This window comes from Bradyrhizobium oligotrophicum (assembly GCF_051168495.1).
GTDB classification, from domain to species: domain Bacteria; phylum Pseudomonadota; class Alphaproteobacteria; order Rhizobiales; family Xanthobacteraceae; genus Bradyrhizobium; species Bradyrhizobium oligotrophicum_A.
The window spans coordinates 266,312-287,167 of record NZ_JBNPVB010000003.1 but is presented as its reverse complement, the minus strand read 5'-3'; the positions used below and the strand labels follow the sequence as shown (position 1 = coordinate 287,167).

Below are 20,856 nucleotides of genomic sequence, written 5' to 3'. Positions count from 1 at the left end.
ACGCGTCGTCGCCATGGTCGGGTGCGGCGCCGGGACGGCCGCCGCGGCTCGTAGTCCCGGACGTGTCCCGCACCGATGTCGATCGAACGCAAACATCCGGCCACTCCGCTCGTGATCGCCGGATCGGCCATTGCGGGGGCGGTCTACGCCTATGCCGCCGGCGAGGACATCAACTGGGACTGGCAGAACTATCACGAGTATGCGGGCTTTGCGCTCGTGCATGGCCGCTTCGATGTCGACGTCGCGCCCGGCGGCTTCCAGAGCTTCCTCAATCCGCTGATCTACCTGCTGCCTTACGTCGTCCGCCACGGGCTCGATGCACCCTGGTGGGGGATCGCGCTCGGCGCATTGCACGGGCTCAATCTCGCGCTGGTCTGGTGGGTTGCGCGCGTGCTGCTGGGACATGCGGCCAACGCCGTCACGCTTGCCGCCACGGTCGTCATCGCGGCGCTGAGCCCGATGGCTCTGTCCGAGGTCGGCACCAGCTTCGCCGACGTCCTGACCGCGATGCCGATCCTTGCCGGGGTCGGACTGATCTTCCGCGATGACGACGATCGCGGCCGGCGCTTCCTCATCGGCGGCTTGTTGATCGGAGCCGCCACCGGGCTGAAGCTCACCAACGCCAGCTTCCTGATCGGAGCCGGCGTCTCGCTGCTGCTGGTAGCGCGGCCGCTGCGCGCGGTGATCGCGTTCGGCGTCGGCAGTGCGGCGGCCGGGATCGTCACGGCGGGGCCGTGGGCGCTGAAGATGATGCGCGACTTCGGCAGCCCGCTTTATCCGTTCTACAACACGATCTTCCGCTCGCCCGAGGCGCCGGAGGTCTCGATCGCCGACACGCGCTTCATGCCATCCGGTTTGTTCGATGCGCTCGCCTATCCGTTCTACTGGGTGGTCGGCAAGTATCCCTCGTCGGAATGGCCGTTCCGCGATCCGCGCTTCGCCGTGATCATCGTGCTGCTCGCGGCGCTCGTGGTCACAGGCCTGTGGCGGAGGCGCGAGGTGCTGCCGCTGCGCGACCGGCGTCTCGTCGTCTTCGTCTGGGTCAGTTACGTCGTGTGGATGCTGGCGTTCTCGATCCAGCGCTATCTGATCCCGCTCGAACTGCTGGCGGCGCCGCTGATCGTGCTGCTCGTGGTGCGCCTGATCGAGGCCTGGCGCGAGCGCGCTGAGCCGGGCGCGTCGTCGCCGGGCCCACAGGCCGTCATCGTGCTCGTTTCGCTCGCCATCGCGCTGGCCTCGCAGCCGACCGACTGGATGCGGCGGCCGTGGTCCGACCCGTACCGGCCGCAGCTTGCGGAGACCTTGCAGCGCCCGGCGACGTTTCTGCTGCTGCAGAAGCCGCTCGGCTACGTGACGTCGTTCCTGCCGCAGGGCTCGCATGTCTATCAGTTGTCGGAGCTGGTGGTGCCGATCATGCCCGGCGGCGTGCTGGACCGGCGGGTCAGAAACGGCCTGGCGACGCCGCTGCCGGGCGGCGTATGGGCGTTGTATTATGCGGAGAGCGCGGCGGACAATCCGCCGCGGCTCGACGTGCTCGGCGACTACGATCTCGAGATCGACGCGTCACGCCGCTGCGAGCGCATTCCGGGCGCAGACGGCACGGACATCATGGCCTGTCCGGCCGTGTCGTCGGCGGCACCGGCGGCCTCGAGCGCAGGCCTGAAGCCGGACGGCAGTGTCGACTGATCGTCGTCAGAGATGAGCTTCGCTCGATGGCCCGACATAGGCGATGCGGACCATGTTCGTGGTCCCCGGGGTGCCGAGCGGAACGCCGGCCACGACGATGACACGCTGGCCGGCGCGCACGAAGCCGTCCCGAAAGGCGATCGAACCGGCGCGCTCGACCATGTCGTCCTGGTCGCGTGCATCCTCCGCCACCACGCAATGCACGCCCCAGACGACCGACAACCGCCGTCCCGTCGCCAGGTTGGGTGTGATCGCAACGACAGGCGGCTTCGGACGCTCGCGTGCAACGCGGATCGCGGTCGAGCCGGATGACGTCCAGCAGATGATGGTGGGCAGATCGAGGTTCTCTGCAATCCGCCGCGCGGCTTCCGCGATCGCGTCGCCGGCGGTCGATTCCGGCTCGGGGCGCTGAGCCGCGATCACCGAGCGGTAGACCGAATCGCGCTCGACCTCCTCGCCGATCCGGTTCATCGTCGACACGGCTTCGATGGGATATTTGCCGGCGGCCGACTCCGCCGACAGCATGATCGCATCGGCGCCTTCGTAGACGGCGGTGGCGACGTCGGAGACCTCGGCGCGCGTCGGTACCGGCGACTGGATCATCGATTCCAGCATCTGCGTCGCAACCACCACCGGCTTGCCGGCACGGCGCGCCATCCGCGTCATCAGCTTCTGCAGGCCCGGCACGCGCTCCAGCGGCAGCTCGACGCCGAGATCGCCGCGCGCCACCATCAGCGCGTCGGAGACGTCGATGATGTCGTTCAGACGCTCGATCGCCTGCGGCTTTTCGATCTTGGACATGACGGCGGCGCGGCCGCGGATGATCTTCTTGGCCTCGAGGACGTCGTCGGCGCGCTGCACGAAGGACAGCGCGATCCAGTCGATGCCGATGTTCAATGCGGCGTCGAGGTCGGCGCGATCTTTCGGCGTCATCGCCGAGACCGGCAGGTCGGTGTCCGGCAGGCTGACACCCTTGCGGTCGGACATCTTGCCGCCGATCACGACGCGGGTGACGGCGCGGGTGGGGGAGGTTTCCTCGGCGATCAGTCGCACCTTGCCGTCATCCAGCAGCAGCGCATGGCCGGGCTGCAGCGCGGCGAGGATTTCCGGATGCGGCAGGTACACCCGCGTCGCATCGCCCGGCGTCTTGTCCGAATCGAGCACGAAGCTCTGGCCGTTGTTCAGCTGGACCGGGCCTTCGGCGAAGGTCCCAACCCGCAGCTTCGGGCCCTGCAGGTCGACCAGAATGCCGATGGGGCGGCCGTAGCTCGCCTCGACGCTGCGGATCGTGGCCACCAGCTCCCGCAGCTTGTCGTGCGGGGTGTGGCTCATGTTGATCCTGAAAATATCGGCCCCGGCCTCGAACAGCTTGCGAATCATCGCGCTGTCCGACGAGGCGGGGCCGAGCGTGGCGAGGATCTTGATGCGGCGCAGTCGTCTCATGGCTTGGGTGCTTGCCCTGAGGGCAGGCCAGGCCCGGGCTGCGTCCCCTGGGGTCCGTTGGGAAGACCGGGCATGTTGCCTCCGGGGCCGAGCGTGCCTGGGATGCCCGGGACTCGCTGCTGCGCCGGCTGCTCATTGGCTTCGGTCAGCTGCACCGTCCAGGCGCGCTGGTCGCCGGTATCGACCTCGAAGAAGCCGGTCCGGTCGAAGCCGCGGGCCAGGCAATTGTCGGTGCCCTTGATGGTGAATTCCTTGTCGCGCGAGCACATGAAGGCCTGACCGGACCATTCACCGCCGCGGTCATAGTCCAGGGCATAGATGTAGTAGTAGCGCGCGACCAGGGTGCCCTTGAGCAGGGTTTCGCAGCTGCGAGACGACACGTTCCACCAGCCTTCGGTGGTCCAGCCCTCGGCATCCTTGTAGCCAAGGGCGATCCCGACCCGGCTCGACGTGTTGTTGCAGAGCCGGAAATCGGCTGCCGCCGGGCTGGAAGAGAGGCAGAGCGCGACCAGCCCAAGCAGCGAAAGCAGTCCGAAACCGGGGCGGCGGGGAAAGCGATGCAGGACAAAGGAGGTTTTGGGGATCATTGCGCGACGCTATATCAAACGTTGAATGATGTCGCGTGACTTGGCTGCGGCTGTCAACGGCGGCGATTTCGTGGCGAAGGTGGATGTGAACGATCTGCTCGTCCCTCGACGGTATGCTGCGATATGGCCAAACCCGCGACGATGCCGCATTCTATAGCAGACATCCGTCACGGCGCGGAACAGGCAACGAAGAAAGACACGACGATGGACAGCACCACCAGGACCGAGCTCGAAGCCGCGGCGTTCCGCAGGCTCGTCGAGCATCTGCAGACCAGAACCGACGTTCAGAACATCGATCTGATGAATCTGGCCGGCTTCTGCCGCAACTGCCTGTCCAACTGGCTCAAGGATGCCGCCGACGCCAAGGGGACGCCAATGACCAGGGATGAGAGCCGCCAGGCCGTCTACGGCATGCCCTATGAGGAATGGAAGGCGAAGTACCAGCGCGAGGCCAGCACCGAGCAGCTCGAGGCGATGAAGAAGGTGCATCCGGGCCATTGAGCCCGGCTGGCCGCGCTGCGCTTGCTGCAATCCGCGAATCGCGCGCCTGTCCGGGACGCGCCGAAAACGCAAGCGGCGTGGCCGATCTTGTTGTCCGGCGGGCTGCCGGACCCAACAACATGTGGGCGCTTTGTGGATGAGGGCGATGTTGCCTTGACGCGGGGCACGCCAGATTTGAGGGTCGCGGCGAACACGCAGCGCCCGGGGGCGTCTGCCCAGGACACACGAGTTCCACTCAGGAGTATCAGATGGCCACCTCCGCCGCCGCGAAGGACGACGACTCGCCCGCGACCCGCTTCGCCGTAGATCAGCTCAAGTCGATCATCGAGCGCATCGAACGGCTGGAGGAGGAGAAGAAGGCGATCTCCGAAGACATCAAGGACGTTTATGCCGAGAGCAAGGGCAACGGCTTCGACGTCAAGGCGCTGCGCACGATCATCCGGCTACGCAAGCAGGATCCGAACGAGCGCCAGGAAGAGGAGAGCATCCTCGAGACCTACATGCAGGCGCTCGGCATGATCTGAGCGGCCATCTGCGCTCGATTGATCTGTTCATCTCGACGAACCACCGAATGCCCCGCAAAGCCAGCCAGCGCGGGGCATTTGTGTGAGTGCAGGGCCGCGTGATTCCATGGCCGGCGCGGTCAGCGCAACGCTGCCGCGCGCATCGTGAAGGATTTGGTTTCGAGCTTGATGATCGCGGGCCCGGTGAACTGATCGTAGCTCAGTCCCGGAGTTGGATCGGCGGCGAAACTCATCGCCAGCGCGATCTGCGGCTTGACGAAATAGCTGCGCATGACGGTCAGATCCAGATCGCCGATTTTCGTGACCGACATGGACGATGATGCGCTCGGTGTCAGGATGATCGCCCGCATCCAGGTCGAATCCGGGCCTTTGGCAGCCGAGAGCCGCGTCGCCATCGTGATCATGCCGTCGGGCCCCGATCCGCTCTTGGCGGCAGTGCCGGGCGTGTCCGACGCTGGTGCAGCGCTGCGGGTCGCCGGACGGGAGTTTCGGACCGGGATCGGCGTGGTGCCACCGGCGTTGGCGCGATCGGCCGAGGACGGGACCTGCGGAGCGAAGGCCATCGCCTGCATCAGGCTCGCCGTCTGCGTCTGATCGATCGACGACAGCGCCCTGCGGGCGGTGATCGCGGCGACCTGCTCGGGCGTGGCCTGTTTGGGTGCGCTCGGATTGTCACCCCAGAAGCCGCGCGCGTTGATGATGTCCGCGACGCTTTGCGGTGCGCCGTCCCGGGACGCGCCGGCAATTGCGCTCGTCGTCTCCGGCCTGGTTTCAGATTTGGCTTCTGACTTGGCCGCCATCGGCTCCTGCGCATCCGCCGACGCCAGCTGCAGGGCGTTGGCGATCTTGCCGCGGGCGGTCGATGCCTTGTTGTCCGCCGAGCGCTCCTTGTCCGACGATTTGTCGGTCGCCTTGGCGCTGAGTGCCGCGGTCTGAACCGGCTTGCCGTCGGCCTTGCTCTCGCTTTCGCCCGCCTCGTCGTCATCCTCGCTCGGACGGCCGCGGAACAGGCGGGCGAACAGATTTGACCGGCCGGACGACGCGTCATCACCCGGGCCGCGCTTCTCGATCTCGGCCTTGGCGACCTCATAGCCCTTGAGCGGGACGCCATTGCTCGGGACGTGGACGGTCTTGCCGTCGGGGAATACGCGCGCGAGCTGGTCGGCCGTCATCCGCGGCCAGTGGCGGATGTTGCCGGTGTCGAGGTGAACGAAGGGGGACCCGGAGGTCGGATAGAAACCGACACCGCCGCGCTGCAGCCGCAGGCCGGCGTAGCGGATCTGCTCCAGCGGAACGCCGGGGATGTAGAAGTCCATCGCATGGCCTAGCATGTGCTGGCTGTGGCGGGCCACGCCCGTATGTTGCGAGCGCCGGCGCAGCATCGAATTGGTCGCGGGGGAGCGGTACGACGAGATGATCTGGATCGGCTGCTTGCCGTCGACGTCGCGATAGACTTCCCAGAGGATGTCGAACAGGCGGCGGTCCATGACCGTCTCGTCCTGGGTCCGCCAGTCGCGCAGGAAATGATTGAGCTTCTTCAGCGCGTCTTCGTCATAGCGGCCTTCGCGCTTGAAGGTGACCGTCAGGTCCTCGCCGGAATGGGTGTGGTGGAAGGACAGGCTGCGGGTTTCGTTCAGGGCTTCGGCATCACGGATCGTGCCCGCTCCCATCAGCAGGAGCAGCGACGCGAGACCATAGCGGCATACGGCGTTCCATCCCGCTCTGGGCAGCGAACGCGATTGGCGCGCGAAAACAGACAGCAAGATGCAGCCCACCCCGTCGACGAGCGTTTACTCGGATACCCTCTTGCGGCCCGTCCGGCGGAAGAGAGAGGAAACGCTTACCTAAGGCGGGATGGTTAATGCATATTGACCGGCCCGCCCCCCAATTACCCTTAACATATACTCTTGAGTGTGGCGAAAAAGTGCCATCCAATCGTGGTTGTTCAGTGTGGTTAACCACAAATGAAGAACCTCGCCGGCGGCGTCCCGATCGGCGAGGTTCTTGATTGTAAATGGATATTTCAAGCAGCGGTCATCGCCCGGATCACCGGGTGAAAACCCGCCGCGGCGGGCGGCCAACCGGGGCCGGCGGGGTCGGCGGACCGCCCCCGAACAGGCGCTCGAAGAAGTTCGAGCCGGAGGAGCCGGACGAGAAGCTGTTGTCGCTGACGTTCACCGAGCTCGGCAGCGGTCCGCGCGGACGAGAATAATTGGGCTGCGCGTGCGCCACCACGTTCTCGAGATCCTTGCCGCGGCCGTTCTTCAGGATCGAGATCATGGTCGCGTCGCGGCCATAGACGTCCTTGCGGATTTGCAGCTTGCCGGCCTCGTCCACGAACGCGGTCTGGTAGGTGATATTGACCGGGATCGGCGTCGGGAACTTCAGGTCGATCTCACTCCGGCCATACATGCTGCGGATGCGTTCGGGCGTGTAGCGCTCGTTCGGCATCGCGATGTTGAGCAGCACCGACGCGTATTGGTCCGGATACTGCACGCGCATGCAGCCATGGCTGAAGGCGCGCTCGTCCCGCGCGAACAGGTTCTTGTCCGGCGTGTCGTGTTGGTAGACCAGGAACTTGTTCGGGAAGTTGAAGCGGATGCGGCCAAGCGCGTTGGCCTCGCCCGGCGGCTGCGAGATGTGGATCGAGCCGTCGCGGGCGCGCTCCAGCCGCAGGCCCATGCGGTCGAGCACGGTCGGGTCCTGCTGCAGCGCCGGCAGATACTCGTTATAGATGATCGAGGGCGGCACGTTCCAGGTCGGATTGACCGTGATGTACTTCATCGTTTCGGTCAGCAGCGGCGTGGCGTGCTGGCCGGGCTTGCCGGTCACGACGCGGGTGGTCCACACTTGGGCGCCGCGCTGCATCACCTTGAGCGTATAGTCGGGGATGTTCAGGATGACATAGGCGTCGCCGAGTGAGGGCGCGCCGAGGTCGCGCGGCAGCCAGCGCCAGCGTTCCATGTTGACGAGGATCGTGTCGATCTGCTTGTCGCGCTTAGGGGTGTTGAGCGCCTTGACGGTGCGGTCGTCGAGGACGCCGGTCGGCTTGAGATCGACGCTCTCCTGGAACTTGCGGACAGCGCTCGCGACCTTGGCGTCGTAGCGGATGTCGTCGGCGTTCTCGGTGATGCCGAGCTTGGCGCGCAGCTTGGGCACGCGCGGGTCGGACATCTGCGCCTCGGCCTCCGGCGCGTTCTTGCCGCGCGCGGGCGTATATTTCAGCGTCTGGCCGTCGTCGATGATGACAGGCGTGCCGTCATTGCCGCCGCGCAGCTCGGCGAGCTTGGCTTTCAGCAGCTTGTAGAGCTTGTGCGGCGGGTTATAGCTGTCGAGCGTCGCGGAGGCATCCTTCGCGCCGGTGACGTTGGCCAGCACTTCGGTCGGATCGATCGGATGCTCGGGATACTGGATGTCCGCCGACACCTGCGACCAGTGCATGCGGCCGCTCTGCGCCTGCCGTGCATAGTCCAGCATGCTTTCGGTGAGCCTGAGATCGGCTTCCGCGAGGGTGTCGGGCGTGGACGCTGCGGCGGCGAAATCCGGCACCGGATAGTCGCCGGGATTGAGCCCGTCCGCAGCCGCATCCCTGAGACGCGCGACCACGCCCTTGGCTGCAGACGTCAGGGTGCCGCCCTGCGTCCAGATCGGCGCATAGTCGCGGCCGGTGTAGAATTTCTCGACGGCGGCGCGCTCGGCCTTGCGATCGAAGAAACGGGTAGCCTTTGTCGCCATCAGGTCGCGCAGGCGATCGGCCACGGGCTGGTCGGCGGCGGGAACGTTGCTGGCGGCCTTGACCGGCTCGGGAGCCGTCGCGGTCGCCGGAGCCGGTGGCGCCGCCGGTGGGGTGGCAGCATTGGCGGGATCGGTCGCAGGCGCGGCCGCGGAATCGAGCGGCTTCGTCGTCCGCTCCGGCTCCTTGGCCTGGTTCGGCGAAACGGTGGCGGTCGTGTCGAGCTTGAAGTCGCTGGCGGTCGGCGGCGGTACATTGGCCGGCTCGGGCAACGGGATCGCCGCATCGATCGCCAGCTCGGCAGCGCTGTTGCGGGGCGGGTCGCTCTGGGCGAGAGCTGAGCTCGTCGACACCACGAGGAAGGTCGCCGCGACAGCCATCAACACGCGGTCGTATCCGCCACGGGTCGTCACACAATCTCGCATTGTCAATTCCTCGGATGATCTGTTCCGTCCGGAACAGGGTCGGTAACAAGGTCGATGTCTACCCGCCAGCTTTGGCTCGAGTACAGCCCGTGAGAATGGGGCACGCGTGTACGCAATGATTGAGTCACGCCCAAACGATACCCAAGCCCCACTTCTGCGGCCAGCGCCACACGGGACAACTCACGACAAACTGACTCTTGGGAAAAACCCCGGACAAACCGATCGTTCGTTTGTGCCACGCGTTTTTTCCTTTGTCTGTCACCGCAAGGCAACGGTTCAGATGTTCCATCGTTGCCGAGCCTTGCGGCGTTTTTCGGACCCCGGAGCGGCGTGCGACGATGTTACCTATCGAGCGTCTCAGCCGAGCGGCGGGCTCTCCGTCGTCGGCGTCTCGCCATTGGCTTCGTCCAGTTTGCGGTAGAGCGTCGAGCGTCCGATTTTGAGCCGGCGCGCCACCTCCGACATCTGACCGCGGTAATGGGCGATCGCGAAGCGGATGATCTCATGCTCCATCTCTTCCAGCGGACGCACGTCGCCGCCGGCGCTGAGCATCGCCAGGCTGCCATGGGACGGCAGCGGCGCGATGGGGACTTCACCGCCCGGCACCATCGCAGGCAATCCCGGATGGACAGGGCGCTCCACCATGAGCGCGGGCGCCGGCTCCACCGGCGGCGCATGGCTCGGGATCAGCGGGAAATCGGCGACGCCGAGCTGGTCGGTCTCGCTCATGACGACCGCGCGATAGACGGCGTTCTCGAGCTGACGGATGTTGCCGGGCCAGTCGAGCCTCGTCAGATAGGCTACCGCCTCGCCGCTGACCGCGGATACGGCGCGGTTTTCCTCGGCGGCGAAACGCACGAGGAAATGCCGCAGCAGATGCGGAATGTCCTCCCGGCGCGTGCGCAAAGGTGGGATCGTCAGCGGCAGCACGTGCAGCCGGTAGAACAGATCCTCGCGGAAATGGCCTTCCTTGACGCGGTCGAGCAGGCGGCGATTGGTCGCCGAGACGATGCGGACGTCGACCTTGACCGGCTTGCGGCCGCCGACGGCCTCGACGGCGCCTTCCTGCAGCGCGCGCAGCAGCTTGACCTGGGCGGTGAGCGGCAGTTCCGAGACCTCGTCAAGGAACAGCGTGCCGCCATGGGCTTCGACGAACTTTCCGGTGTGGCGCTCGGTCGCGCCGGTGAATGCGCCCTTCTCGTGGCCGAACAGGATCGATTCGACGAGATTGTCCGGGATTGCGCCGCAATTGACGGCGACGAACGGCTTGGTCTTGCGCTCGCTGGTGCCATGGATGGCGCGCGCGAACAGCTCCTTGCCGACGCCGGATTCGCCTTCGATCAGCACCGAGATCGACGAAGCCGCGGCCTTCTCGGCGATGCGCAAAATCGGCGCCATCGCCTCGGCGCGGGTGACGATGTCGGCGAAGGTCAGCCGTCCCTCACGGCTGTGCCGGATGCGCTGCAATTCGCCTTTCAGCGCGGAGGTATTGAGAGCGTTTCGCAGAGAGACCTGCAGCCGCTCGATGCCGACGGGCTTGACGACGAAATCCTGGGCTCCGGCGCGCATCGCGGAGACGACGTTGTCGATGCCGCCATGCGCGGTCTGCACGATCACCGGAATCGAGATGCCGGCCTCGCGCATCTTCGAGAGCACGCCCATGCCGTCGAGCCCAGGCATCACGAGGTCGAGCACGATCGCATCGATCGGGCCGGCGTCGGGATTGGTCAGCTTCTCGATGACGGCGTCGCCGGTCTCGACGACGACCGCCTCGTAGCCGCATTTCTGAACCATGTTCTCCACCAGCCGGCGCTGGACCGGATCATCATCGGCGATCAAAATGCTGGCAGCCATGGCTTTCCTTGCACGCTACGACTATCTGTCTCGAATCGGGGCACTCTCGCCGACGCCGATTAACGCAACCTTAAACCTCGCTGATCGGGATACACGTTCGAACAACAGGTTACCCATCCGATGACCTCGCGCGCCTCTTCTGCTCTCCGCAAGCCGACCAGATCCGCTCTCCGGACCAAATCAGCCAAGGCCAAGAAGCCTGCGGCCAAGCCGAAGCCGGCCGCGGCCAAGGCTGCGCGTGGTGCGGCGGCCAAATCATCTGCCAAGCCGGCCAGGAAGGCTGTCGCGGCAAAGGCCGGAATCGGCTCGCTGCCCGAGTGGAACCTCGGCGATCTCTATAGGGGCATCGACGCGCCGGAGATTGCTCACGATCTCGCGAAGATGGATTCTGAATGCGTCGCGTTTGAGACGGACTACAAGGGCAAGCTCGCCGAGCATGTCGCGCGTGAGGATGGCGGCGAATGGCTCGCAGGTGCCGTGCGGCGTTACGAGGCGATCGACGATCTCGCCGGACGGCTCGGCTCGTTCGCTGGGCTGGCGCATGCTGGCGACAGCGTGGATCCCGCGATCTCCAAATTCTACGGCGACATTTCGGAGCGGCTGACGGCTGCTTCGACTCATCTGCTGTTCTTTCCGCTCGAGCTCAACCGTATCGACGATGCCGTGATCGAGCGCGCGATGGAGACGCCTGCGCTCGGTCACTACCGGCCGTGGATCGAGGATCTGCGCAAGGACAAGCCTTATCAGCTCGAGGACCGCGTCGAGCAGCTGTTCCACGAAAAGTCACAGACCGGCTATTCGGCCTGGAACAGGTTGTTCGACCAGACCATCGCAGGCCTGCGCTTCCAGGTCGGAGGCAAGGAGCTCGCGATCGAGCCGACGCTGAATTTCCTGCAGGACCGCGACGGTGCCAAGCGCAAGGCGGCAGCCGAGGCGCTGGCCAAGACCTTCAAGGCCAACGAACGCACCTTCGCGCTGATCACCAACACGCTGGCCAAGGACAAGGACATCTCCGACCGCTGGCGCGGCTTCCAGGATGTCGCCGACTCCCGCCACCTCAACAATCGCGTCGAGCGCGAGGTGGTGGATGCGCTGGTGGCCTCGGTGCGATCGGCCTATCCGAAGCTGTCGCATCGCTACTATCATCTCAAGGCGCGCTGGTTCAAAAAGAAGAAGCTCGCGCATTGGGACCGCAACGCGCCGCTGCCCTTCGCGGCCAATGCCACCATCGCCTGGCCGGAAGCCAAGAGCATGGTGCTGACCGCCTATCGCGGCTTCTCGCCCGAGATGGCCGACATCGCGCAGCGCTTCTTCGACCAGAGCTGGATCGATGCGCCGGTGCGTCCGGGCAAGGCGCCGGGCGCGTTCTCGCATCCGACCACGCCGTCGGCGCATCCCTATGTGCTGATGAACTACCAGGGCAAGCCGCGCGACGTGATGACGCTCGCGCACGAACTCGGCCATGGCGTGCACCAGGTGCTGGCGGCGCGGCAAGGCGCGCTGATGGCGCCGACGCCGCTGACGCTGGCGGAGACCGCGAGCGTGTTCGGCGAGATGCTGACCTTCAAGCGGCTGTTGTCCGAGACCAAGGACGCGAGGCAGCGCCAGGCGCTGCTCGCCGGCAAGGTCGAGGACATGATCAACACCGTGGTGCGGCAGATCGCGTTCTATTCGTTCGAGCGCGCCGTGCACACCGAGCGCAAGAACGGCGAGCTGACCGCGGAGCGGCTCGGACAGCTCTGGCTGTCGGTGCAGACCGAGAGCCTCGGCGAGGCGATCGAGATCAAGCCGGGCTACGAGAACTTCTGGATGTACATTCCGCACTTCATCCATTCGCCGTTCTACGTCTACGCCTATGCGTTCGGCGACTGCCTGGTGAACTCGCTCTATGCCGTCTACGAGCACGCCGCCGAAGGCTTTGCCGAGCGCTATCTGGCGATGCTCGCCGCCGGCGGTACCAAGCACTATTCCGAGCTGCTCGCCCCGTTCGGCCTGGACGCCAAGGATCCCAGGTTCTGGGACGGCGGTCTGTCGGTCATCGCCGGGATGATCGATGAGCTGGAGGCGATGGGGTAGGGCTGTGAAACATGTGTTGAACCGGGGCTGGCTTCAGTGTTATACAAATGTAAAATATAGGAGCCCGCCATGAATGAAAATCCTAAGGAGCTGAAGCCGGACAGCAGCGTCGTGCTGCAGGTCCGCAAGATCGGTAATTCGATCGGGCTTATTTTGCCTAAGGAGATGGTGGCACGGCTGAACCTGAAAGAGGGGGACAAGCTGTTCCCTGTCGAGCAGCCAGGTGGCAGCATCGTGTTGACGCCGCACGATCCGGATTTCGAGCGGGCGATGACGGTCGCACGACGAGGCATGAAGCGGTATCACAACGCGCTTGCCGAGTTGGCGAAATGAGCGAGCCGTTTTGGCTCACCCGTCAGATGATCGTCGCAATCCACGATGAGCAGCTTGCCATTCATGGTGGAGCCAGCGGACTGCGCGACGAAGGAATGCTCGAGTCTGCACTGGATCGTCCGAGAAACAAGTGGGCCTACGAAGGTGCGGAGCTTCCCGATCTGGCTGCGGCCTACGCGTATGGCATCGCGCGCAATCATCCGTTCGTGGATGGTAACAAGCGGACCTCGCTCCTGGCACTTTATACGTTTCTCGGGGTCAATGGATTCGACTTCGACGTTCCGGAGGCGGAAGCTGCTGCCATGATCCTCGCCCTCGCCGCCGGCGAGGTCAGCGAGGCCAGCCTGACGCGCTGGATCCGTGACAATTGGCCCGGCGAATAGGCCGATCGGAAAACCGATAAATCGGCCTTGCATGCCTGCCGTTGCCCTTGCACCGGCTTTGAGGTATGCGACCTTAACAAGCATGCTTCTCTAGGGGGACCCGATGGCAAACCATGGCGAGATCGCCTATTCGACGGCTGACGGCAACGACTATGTGGCGCACGAGGCCACCTATGAGGGCTTCATCAAGCTGGTGAAGTTCGGCACCATCGGCGTCGCTCTGATCGTCATCTTGATGGCTATTTTCCTCGTCTAGTGTCGCACTGGGCCCGTCGGCATCCCAGCCGGCGGGCCTTCAGCTGAGCGCCCACGGCGCTGCAGGCTGAACCCAGTCGGACGTCCCGCCCTGTTAAGCTCGCGCGCGCATTCGCGCCGGAGGCCTCATGAAGATTGCCGTCGCCAAGGAAATCGACCCGTTGGAGTCGCGGGTCGCCGCCTCGCCCGACACGGTGAAGAAGTTCAAGGCGTTGGGTGCCGAGATCGCGGTCGAGCCCGGCGCCGGCATCAAGTCCGGCCTGCCGGATTCGGAGTTCACGGCGGCGGGCGCAACCGTCAGCGCGGATGCGCTCAAGGACGCCGACATCATCGTCAAGGTGAAACGGCCGGAAGCCTCGGAGCTCGCCAACTACCGGCGCGGCGCCCTGGTGTTCGCGATCATGGACCCCTACGGCAACGACGCCGCGCTGAAGGCCATGGCCGACGCCGGCATCGCCGCCTTCGCGATGGAGCTGATGCCGCGCATCACCCGCGCGCAGGTGATGGACGTGCTGTCGAGCCAGGCCAACCTCGCCGGTTACCGCGCCGTCATCGAGGGCGCCGAAGCATTCGGCCGCGCCTTCCCGATGATGATGACCGCGGCCGGCACCGTGCCGGCGACGAAGGTCTTCGTGATGGGCGTCGGCGTCGCCGGCCTGCAGGCGATCGCGACCGCGCGCCGGCTCGGCGCCATGGTCTCTGCGACCGACGTGCGCCCCGCCACCAAAGAGCAGGTGGAGAGCCTCGGCGCCAAGTTCCTGGCGGTCGAGGACGAGGAGTTCAAGAACGCCCAGACGGCCGGCGGCTACGCCAAGGAAATGTCGAAAGAGTATCAGGCCAAGCAGGCCGCTCTGACGGCGGAACACATCAAGAAGCAGGACGTCATCATCACGACGGCGCTGATTCCCGGCCGTCCGGCGCCGCGTCTCGTCACCATGGAGATGGTGAAGTCGATGCGCCCGGGCTCGGTGCTGGTCGATCTCGCGGTCGAGCGCGGCGGCAATGTCGAGGGTGTCAAGCTCGGCGAGACCGTGGAGATCGACGGCGTCAAGATCATCGGTTACCCCAATCTCGCGGGCCGGGTCGCTGCCTCCGCCTCCGGCCTCTACGCCCGCAATCTGTTCTCCTTCATCGAGACGATGATCGACAAGAAGGAAAAGACGCTGGCGGTCAATTGGGACGACGAACTGGTCAAGGCCACGGCTTTGACAAAGGACGGCGCCATCGTCCACCCGAACTTCCAGCCGAAGGCATAGTCGGAAGACATCAGGAGCTAAGCCATGGAACATGTCGTCCAAGCCGTCGATCCCTTCGTCTTCCGGCTGTCGATCTTCGTGCTGGCGGTCTTCGTCGGCTATTTCGTCGTGTGGTCGGTGACGCCGGCCCTGCACACACCGCTGATGTCGGTCACCAACGCGATCTCCTCGGTGATCGTGGTCGGCGCGCTGCTCGCGGTCGGCGTTCCCATGCTGTCGAGCGGCAGCGGTCTGGCGCGGGCCTTCGGCTTCATCGCGCTGATTTTCGCCTGCGTGAACATCTTCGGAGGCTTCCTCGTCACCCAGCGCATGCTCGCGATGTACAAGAAGAAGTCCAAATAACAACGTCGCTTAACAACGCCGCACGACGCGGGATGACAGGCACAACGGGGCATCTGCAATGAACGCCAATCTGTCGGCACTCCTTTATCTCGTGGCAGGTGTGCTGTTCATCCTGTCTCTCCGCGGGCTGTCGAGCCCGGCCTCCAGCCGCCAGGGCAACTTCTTCGGCATGGCCGGCATGGCGATCGCCGTGGTCACCACGCTCGCCGGACATCCGCCGGCCGACGGCGTCGCCTGGGTGCTCGTCATCCTCGGCGTTGCGATCGGTGGCGGGATCGGTGCGGTCGTCGCGCGCCGGGTGCCGATGACGGCGATGCCCGAACTGGTCGCGGCCTTCCACTCGCTGGTCGGCATGGCCGCGGTGCTGGTCGCCGCCGGCGCGTTCTTCGCGCCGGAAGCCTTCGACATCGGCACGCCCGGCAACATCCATCCGCAGAGCCTGGTCGAAATGTCGCTCGGCGTCGCCATCGGCGCGCTGACCTTCACTGGCTCGGTGATCGCGTTCCTCAAGCTGTCGGCACGGATGAGCGGCGCGCCGATCATCCTGCCGGCGCGTCACATCATCAACATCGCGCTCGCCGTTGCGCTCGTCTTCTTCGTGATCCGCCTGGTGATGACCGGCGGCGGCTTCGACTTCCTGATGGTCACCGTGCTGGCGCTCGCGCTCGGCGTGCTCATGATCATCCCGATCGGCGGCGCCGACATGCCGGTCGTGATCTCGATGCTGAACTCCTATTCGGGCTGGGCCGCCGCCGGCATCGGCTTCACGCTCGGCAATTCGGCGCTGATCATCACCGGCGCCCTGGTCGGCTCGTCCGGCGCGATCCTGTCCTACATCATGTGCCACGCGATGAACCGGTCCTTCATCTCGGTCATCCTCGGCGGCTTCGGCGGCGAGACCGCTGCAGCCGGCGGTGCCACCGGCGAGCAGAAGCCGGCCAAGCTCGGCTCGGCCGACGATGCGGCCTTCATCATGAAGAACGCCTCCAAGGTCATCATCGTGCCGGGCTACGGCATGGCGGTGGCGCAGGCGCAGCACGCGCTGCGCGAGCTGGCCGACACGCTGAAGAAGGAAGGCGTCGAGGTGAAGTACGCCATCCATCCGGTCGCCGGCCGCATGCCCGGCCACATGAACGTGCTGCTCGCCGAAGCCAACGTGCCCTATGACGAGGTGTTCGAGCTCGAGGACATCAACTCCGAATTCGCCCAGACCGACGTCGCCTTCGTCATCGGCGCCAACGATGTCACCAACCCTGCGGCCGAGGAGGACAAGTCCTCGCCGATCTACGGCATGCCGGTGCTGCAGGTCTGGAAGGCGGGCACCGTGATGTTCATCAAGCGCTCGCTGGCGTCGGGCTACGCCGGCATCGACAATCCGCTGTTCTATCGCGACAACACGATGATGCTGCTCGGCGACGCCAAGAAGATGACCGAGAACATCGTCAAGGCGATGTAGCGACCCGACAGGGGAGCCATGACCTTTCTGAAGTGGCTCCTGATCGTCCTGGCTGCGATCTACGTGATCGTCGTCGGTGTCATTTTCGTCCGCCAGCGCGCGATGCTGTTTCCGATCCCACCGGTCGGGCGCATTGCGCCGGAAGCGGCCGGTTTTCCGCAGGCTGAAGAGCATGTGCTGACGTCGGCCGACGGCGAGAAGGTTATCGTCTGGCACGTGCCGGCGCAGCCCGGCCGCAAGGTCGTGCTGTATTTTCCGGGCAATGGCGATTTCCTCGCCGGTGTGGTCTCACGCTTCAAGGCGCTGACGTCCGATGGCACCGGACTCGTTGCGCTGTCCTATCGCGGCTATGCCGGGTCGACCGGCAGTCCCAGCGAGCAAGGCCTGCTTCAGGATGCCGCGGCCGCCTACGCCTTCACGCGGGAGCGCTACGATGCGCAGCGCATCGTAGCCTGGGGCTTTTCGCTCGGCAGCGGCGTGGCGACGGCGATCGCCGCCGAGCATCCGATCGCGAAGCTGGTCCTCGAAGCGCCCTATACGTCGACGGTCGACGTCGCCTCCGACATGCTCAAAGTGGTTCCCGTCAGCCTTCTGATGCGGGACCGCTTCCATTCCGACCGGCGCATCGCCAACGTCAATGTGCCGCTGCTGATCATGCATGGCGCCAAAGATCCCGGGATTCCAATTCGCTTCGGACAACGCTTGTTCACGCTTGCACATGAGCCCAAGCGCTTCGTACGGTTTCCCGACGGCGGCCATAACGATCTGGATTTTTTCGGTGCGACTGACACAGCCAAGACTTTCATCGATGGTCCCTAGCGTCCGCGCGGCGCGATGGCCGGTTGTGCTGTTGGCTGTTCCGGTTCTTGCATGCCTGCCGATGCAGGCGCACGCCGCCGGGCTGAACGGTGCCGCGATGACCTGGCCGTTCGCGCTGCCGTTTGGGGGATTGCTGCTGTCGATCGCGCTCGGGCCGTTGCTGTTTGCCAAGTTCTGGCATCACCACTACGGAAAAATCGCGGCGGCCTGGGCCTTGGTGACGTTGGCGGCGCTGACTTGGAACGCCGGGCTTTCGACGGCGCTTGCCGCCTTTGTCCACGCCCTTCTCGCCGAGTATCTCAGCTTCATCGTGCTGCTGTTCGCGCTCTATACGGTCGCCGGCGGCATCCTGGTGAGCGGCGACATCAAGGGAACTCCGGCGACCAATACGGCCATCCTCGCACTCGGCACGGTCATCGCGAGTATCGTCGGCACCACGGGGGCCGCGATGATCCTGGTCCGTCCCCTGATCCGCGCCAACCTGAGCCGGCCGCACAACGTGCATGTGCTGATCTTCTTCATCATCCTGGCCGCCAATGTCGGGGGCGCACTGAGCCCGCTCGGGGATCCGCCGCTGTTCGTCGGCTTCCTGCGCGGCGTCGACTTCTTCTGGACCACGCAGCACATCTGGCTGCAGACCGCGATCGTCGCCGGCCTGCTGCTCGTCGTTTTCGCAGGCATCGACGGGTGGCGGTTCCGCGCCGAGCCGGCCTCGAAGGGCCCGGGAACCAAAGAGCCGGTTCGCGTTCGCGGCCTGATCAATGTCGGTCTGATCGCTGCGATCGTTGCCAACACGCTGGTCTCGGCGACCTGGAAGCCGGGCATCGCCTTCGACGTCGTCGGCACGCATGTCGAGCTTCAGAACCTCGTCCGCGACGCCATCCTCGTGGTGATCGCCGGATTCTCACTCTGGCTCACGCCGGACGAACACCGCGCGGCGAACGGGTTCAATTGGGAACCGATCCGCGAAGTTGCCAAGCTGTTCGCGGCGATCTTCATCGCCATCGTTCCGGTGATCGCCATGCTAAATGCCGGCCACGATGGCAGCTTCGGCTGGCTGCTGAACGCGGTGACGACGCCCTCCGGTGCGCCGCGAGAGGTTGCCTATTTCTGGTTCACGGGGCTGATGTCGGCCTTCCTCGACAATGCCCCGACGTACCTCCTGTTCTTCGAGCTTGCCGGCGGCGATCCCAAGGTGTTGATGAGCGAGCTCTCGGGAACGCTGGCCGCGATCTCGATGGGCGCCGTCTACATGGGCGCGCTGACCTATATCGGAAACGCGCCGAACTTCATGGTCGCCGCGATCGCCAATGAGCGCGGCATCCGCATGCCGAGCTTCTTCGGCTATATGCTTTGGGCCGGTGTCGTGCTGATTCCGCTGTTCGTGCTGCTGACGCTGCTGCCCATCCACCCGCTGCTCAGCCCGCACTGATAGGATCGCGGGTTCGAGCGGCCGCCTTTGGCGCAGCGCGTCGTCGGGCGCGCCGGGTGACGATCAACCCGCGGTGGCGCATAGTCGTGTAGAATGGCTGTGAGGCGGGAATCATGAGTGTAAAGGGCGCAACGCCCGCATCGTCGATGGTCTTCCCCGGGCTGGCCGTCGCGCTGGTCGCGATCGTGACCGTGACGCAGTATGACTTCACGCCCTCGACTGGGGGCCTCGTCTTCGCTGCGGCACTTCTGATCATCCTGTTCGGCACGGTGTTCGCGGCCGTTCATCACGCCGAGGTGATCGCGCATGAGATCGGCGAGCCGTTCGGCACGCTGCTCCTGACGCTCGCGGTGACGGTCATCGAGGTGGCGCTGATCGCCACCATCATGCTCGGCGACACGGCGGCTCCGGCGCTGGCGCGCGACACGGTGTTTGCCGTCGTGATGATCGTCTGCAACGGCCTGGTCGGCATTTGTGTCTTCATCGGCGGCCTGCGCTACCGCGAGCAGGACGTCCTGGTGTCCGGCGCCAACCTCTATCTCAGCGTGCTGTTCACGATGGCGACCATCACGCTGGTGCTGCCGAATCATACGCTGACGTCGCCCGGTCCGGTGTATTCGACCGTCCAGCTTGCCTTCGTCAGCGTGGCCACGATCCTGCTCTATGCCGTCTTCCTGTACACGCAGACGACGCGCCACCGGGACTACTTCGTCGTCAGCTCGGCCGGGTTCAGCGATGACGACATCCGGCTGCCGCGGACGAAGCTCGCGTTGAGCGTCGGGCTGCTGCTGGTCGCGCTGCTCGCGGTGGTCCTGCTCGCCAAGAAGTTCTCGCTGGTGGTCGATGCCGGCGTCGCCGCCACCGGCGCGCCGCAGGCCGTGGCCGGCGTGCTCGTGGCGCTGTTGATTCTGCTGCCGGAGAGCGTTGCCGCCATCTCGGCGGCCCGTACCAACGACCTGCAGAAGAGCATCAACCTGGCGCTCGGCTCTTCGCTCGCGACCATCGGGCTGACGATCCCGGCCGTGGCAACCGCCGCCTATGCGCTCGACAAGCAACTGGTCCTCGGGCTGGATGCCCAGGGGATGGTGCTGCTGGTCCTGACCTTCGTTCTGAGCATGCTGACCTTCGGCACGGGACGGACGAACATTCTGTTCGGGCTGGTGCATGTGGTGGTGTTCGCGGTATTCCTGTTTCTGCTCTTCGTGCCCTGATTTCCACAGAGACCCATTTTCCACAGAGACCCATGCTCAGCGCCCAGTCCGACGTCCAGGTCGATACGCCCGAGGTCCGCGTCACCGAGTGGCGGCTCGCGCCCGGCAGTGCGACCGGACGCCACGTTCATGAAATGGATTACGTGATCGTGCCCGTGACCGCGGGAGAGATGACGATCGTGGCGCCGTCGGGGGAGCGCTCCAAGGCTCAACTCGCGGTCGGGAAATCCTACTTCCGCAAGGCCGGTGTCGAACACGATGTGCTGAACGAGACCGGGTCCGAGATCGTTTTCCTGGAAGTTGAATTGAAGCCGTAACCAATTGTTTACCCGGATGCCGCTGATTGTGGTATCTCAAGCCAGCGATCAGGAAGCTGTGGCCGTGCCTGCGAGACTCCAAACTGTGGCGCGGCTCCGGTCTCAAAGGCTTTCAGGAAAACGATTTTTCGCCGTTCGTCCCCCTGCGCGATTGTCAGGCGTGCGAGCAGCGGAAGGTAGGGAATGGTCCCTTAATTGTGCCTCAAAGTTCCCGCAGATACCG

Annotated in this window: 19 protein-coding genes; 14 read left to right on the top strand and 5 right to left on the bottom strand. The window is 65.1% G+C overall.

The genetic code is table 11. The features are described from left to right. Positions 1 to 75: 75 nt before the first annotated feature. A complete protein-coding gene (locus ACQR1B_RS08050) occupies positions 76 to 1,686 on the top strand; it encodes a glycosyltransferase family 87 protein (RefSeq protein WP_434832076.1) in 1,611 nt (536 codons plus the stop codon). Between the two features lie 6 nt (positions 1,687 to 1,692). Here ACQR1B_RS08050 and pyk read toward each other — a convergent pair whose 3' ends face one another. Together pyk and ACQR1B_RS08040 are read right to left on the bottom strand one after the other, a co-directional pair. Further along, positions 1,693 to 3,129, bottom strand: a complete 1,437-nt coding sequence (gene pyk / locus ACQR1B_RS08045; protein ID WP_434832075.1) for a pyruvate kinase — start codon at positions 3,127 to 3,129, stop codon at positions 1,693 to 1,695. Next, on the bottom strand, positions 3,126 to 3,716 hold the full coding sequence (locus ACQR1B_RS08040) for a DUF1036 domain-containing protein (protein ID WP_434832074.1): 591 nt from the start codon (positions 3,714 to 3,716) through the stop codon (positions 3,126 to 3,128). Before ACQR1B_RS08040 ends, pyk begins: the two co-directional genes overlap by 4 nt. A 204-nt stretch (positions 3,717 to 3,920) precedes the next feature. Here ACQR1B_RS08040 and ACQR1B_RS08035 point away from each other — a divergent pair, with 204 nt between their 5' ends. Further along, a complete protein-coding gene (locus ACQR1B_RS08035; RefSeq protein ID WP_434832073.1) occupies positions 3,921 to 4,217 on the top strand; it encodes a DUF1244 domain-containing protein in 297 nt (98 codons plus the stop codon). Between the two features lie 248 nt (positions 4,218 to 4,465). Beyond that, the gene (locus ACQR1B_RS08030) at positions 4,466 to 4,741 is read left to right on the top strand and encodes a DUF2312 domain-containing protein (RefSeq protein ID WP_008961835.1); all 276 of its coding nucleotides are present in this window, start codon (positions 4,466 to 4,468) and stop codon (positions 4,739 to 4,741) included. Positions 4,742 to 4,860: 119 nt separating this feature from the next. Here the strand turns inward: ACQR1B_RS08030 and ACQR1B_RS08025 are convergent, their stop codons facing one another. The 3 genes from ACQR1B_RS08025 to ACQR1B_RS08015 all read right to left on the bottom strand — a co-directional run bounded on the left by ACQR1B_RS08025 (position 4,861) and on the right by ACQR1B_RS08015 (position 10,753). Beyond that, on the bottom strand, positions 4,861 to 6,504 hold the full coding sequence (locus tag ACQR1B_RS08025; RefSeq protein ID WP_434832072.1) for a DUF882 domain-containing protein: 1,644 nt from the start codon (positions 6,502 to 6,504) through the stop codon (positions 4,861 to 4,863). Between the two features lie 283 nt (positions 6,505 to 6,787). Further along, a complete protein-coding gene (locus ACQR1B_RS08020; RefSeq protein WP_434832315.1) occupies positions 6,788 to 8,854 on the bottom strand; it encodes a L,D-transpeptidase family protein in 2,067 nt (688 codons plus the stop codon). A gap of 402 nt (positions 8,855 to 9,256) precedes the next feature. Continuing rightward, positions 9,257 to 10,753: a sigma-54-dependent transcriptional regulator gene (locus ACQR1B_RS08015; RefSeq protein ID WP_434832071.1), complete on the bottom strand. Its 1,497-nt coding sequence runs from the start codon at positions 10,751 to 10,753 to the stop codon at positions 9,257 to 9,259. 120 nt (positions 10,754 to 10,873) lie between these two features. Between ACQR1B_RS08015 and ACQR1B_RS08010 the strand changes: the two genes are divergently transcribed. The 11 genes from ACQR1B_RS08010 (at position 10,874) to ACQR1B_RS07960 (ending at position 20,633) form a co-directional block, all read left to right on the top strand. Then, a complete protein-coding gene (locus ACQR1B_RS08010) occupies positions 10,874 to 12,829 on the top strand; it encodes a M3 family oligoendopeptidase (RefSeq protein ID WP_434832070.1) in 1,956 nt (651 codons plus the stop codon). A gap of 69 nt (positions 12,830 to 12,898) precedes the next feature. Then, positions 12,899 to 13,162 (top strand): AbrB/MazE/SpoVT family DNA-binding domain-containing protein, encoded by a 264-nt coding sequence (locus ACQR1B_RS08005; protein WP_434832069.1) that lies wholly within the window; start codon positions 12,899 to 12,901, stop codon positions 13,160 to 13,162. After that, complete coding sequence (locus ACQR1B_RS08000) at positions 13,159 to 13,545, top strand: type II toxin-antitoxin system death-on-curing family toxin (protein ID WP_434832068.1); 387 nt, start codon at positions 13,159 to 13,161, stop codon at positions 13,543 to 13,545. Before ACQR1B_RS08005 ends, ACQR1B_RS08000 begins: the two co-directional genes overlap by 4 nt. A 103-nt stretch (positions 13,546 to 13,648) precedes the next feature. Beyond that, complete coding sequence (locus ACQR1B_RS07995; RefSeq protein ID WP_434832067.1) at positions 13,649 to 13,801, top strand: aa3-type cytochrome c oxidase subunit IV; 153 nt, start codon at positions 13,649 to 13,651, stop codon at positions 13,799 to 13,801. Between the two features lie 127 nt (positions 13,802 to 13,928). Continuing rightward, positions 13,929 to 15,056 carry a Re/Si-specific NAD(P)(+) transhydrogenase subunit alpha gene (locus ACQR1B_RS07990; RefSeq protein WP_434832066.1) on the top strand — a complete coding sequence of 376 codons (1,128 nt, stop codon included), beginning with the start codon at positions 13,929 to 13,931 and terminating at the stop codon, positions 15,054 to 15,056. Positions 15,057 to 15,080: 24 nt separating this feature from the next. Further along, positions 15,081 to 15,398, top strand: coding sequence for a proton-translocating transhydrogenase family protein (locus tag ACQR1B_RS07985; RefSeq protein WP_284420324.1), 318 nt, complete (start codon positions 15,081 to 15,083; stop codon positions 15,396 to 15,398). A 58-nt stretch (positions 15,399 to 15,456) separates the two neighbouring features. After that, a complete protein-coding gene (locus tag ACQR1B_RS07980) occupies positions 15,457 to 16,854 on the top strand; it encodes an NAD(P)(+) transhydrogenase (Re/Si-specific) subunit beta (protein WP_434832065.1) in 1,398 nt (465 codons plus the stop codon). Positions 16,855 to 16,872: 18 nt separating this feature from the next. Next, positions 16,873 to 17,673, top strand: coding sequence for an alpha/beta hydrolase (locus ACQR1B_RS07975; RefSeq protein ID WP_434832064.1), 801 nt, complete (start codon positions 16,873 to 16,875; stop codon positions 17,671 to 17,673). Between the two features lie 97 nt (positions 17,674 to 17,770). Then, on the top strand, positions 17,771 to 19,105 hold the full coding sequence (locus ACQR1B_RS07970; protein WP_434832314.1) for a sodium:proton antiporter: 1,335 nt from the start codon (positions 17,771 to 17,773) through the stop codon (positions 19,103 to 19,105). A gap of 113 nt (positions 19,106 to 19,218) precedes the next feature. After that, a complete protein-coding gene (locus ACQR1B_RS07965) occupies positions 19,219 to 20,316 on the top strand; it encodes a calcium:proton antiporter (RefSeq protein WP_434832063.1) in 1,098 nt (365 codons plus the stop codon). Positions 20,317 to 20,348: 32 nt separating this feature from the next. Beyond that, positions 20,349 to 20,633, top strand: coding sequence for a cupin domain-containing protein (locus tag ACQR1B_RS07960; RefSeq protein ID WP_434832062.1), 285 nt, complete (start codon positions 20,349 to 20,351; stop codon positions 20,631 to 20,633). Positions 20,634 to 20,856: the final 223 nt, after the last annotated feature.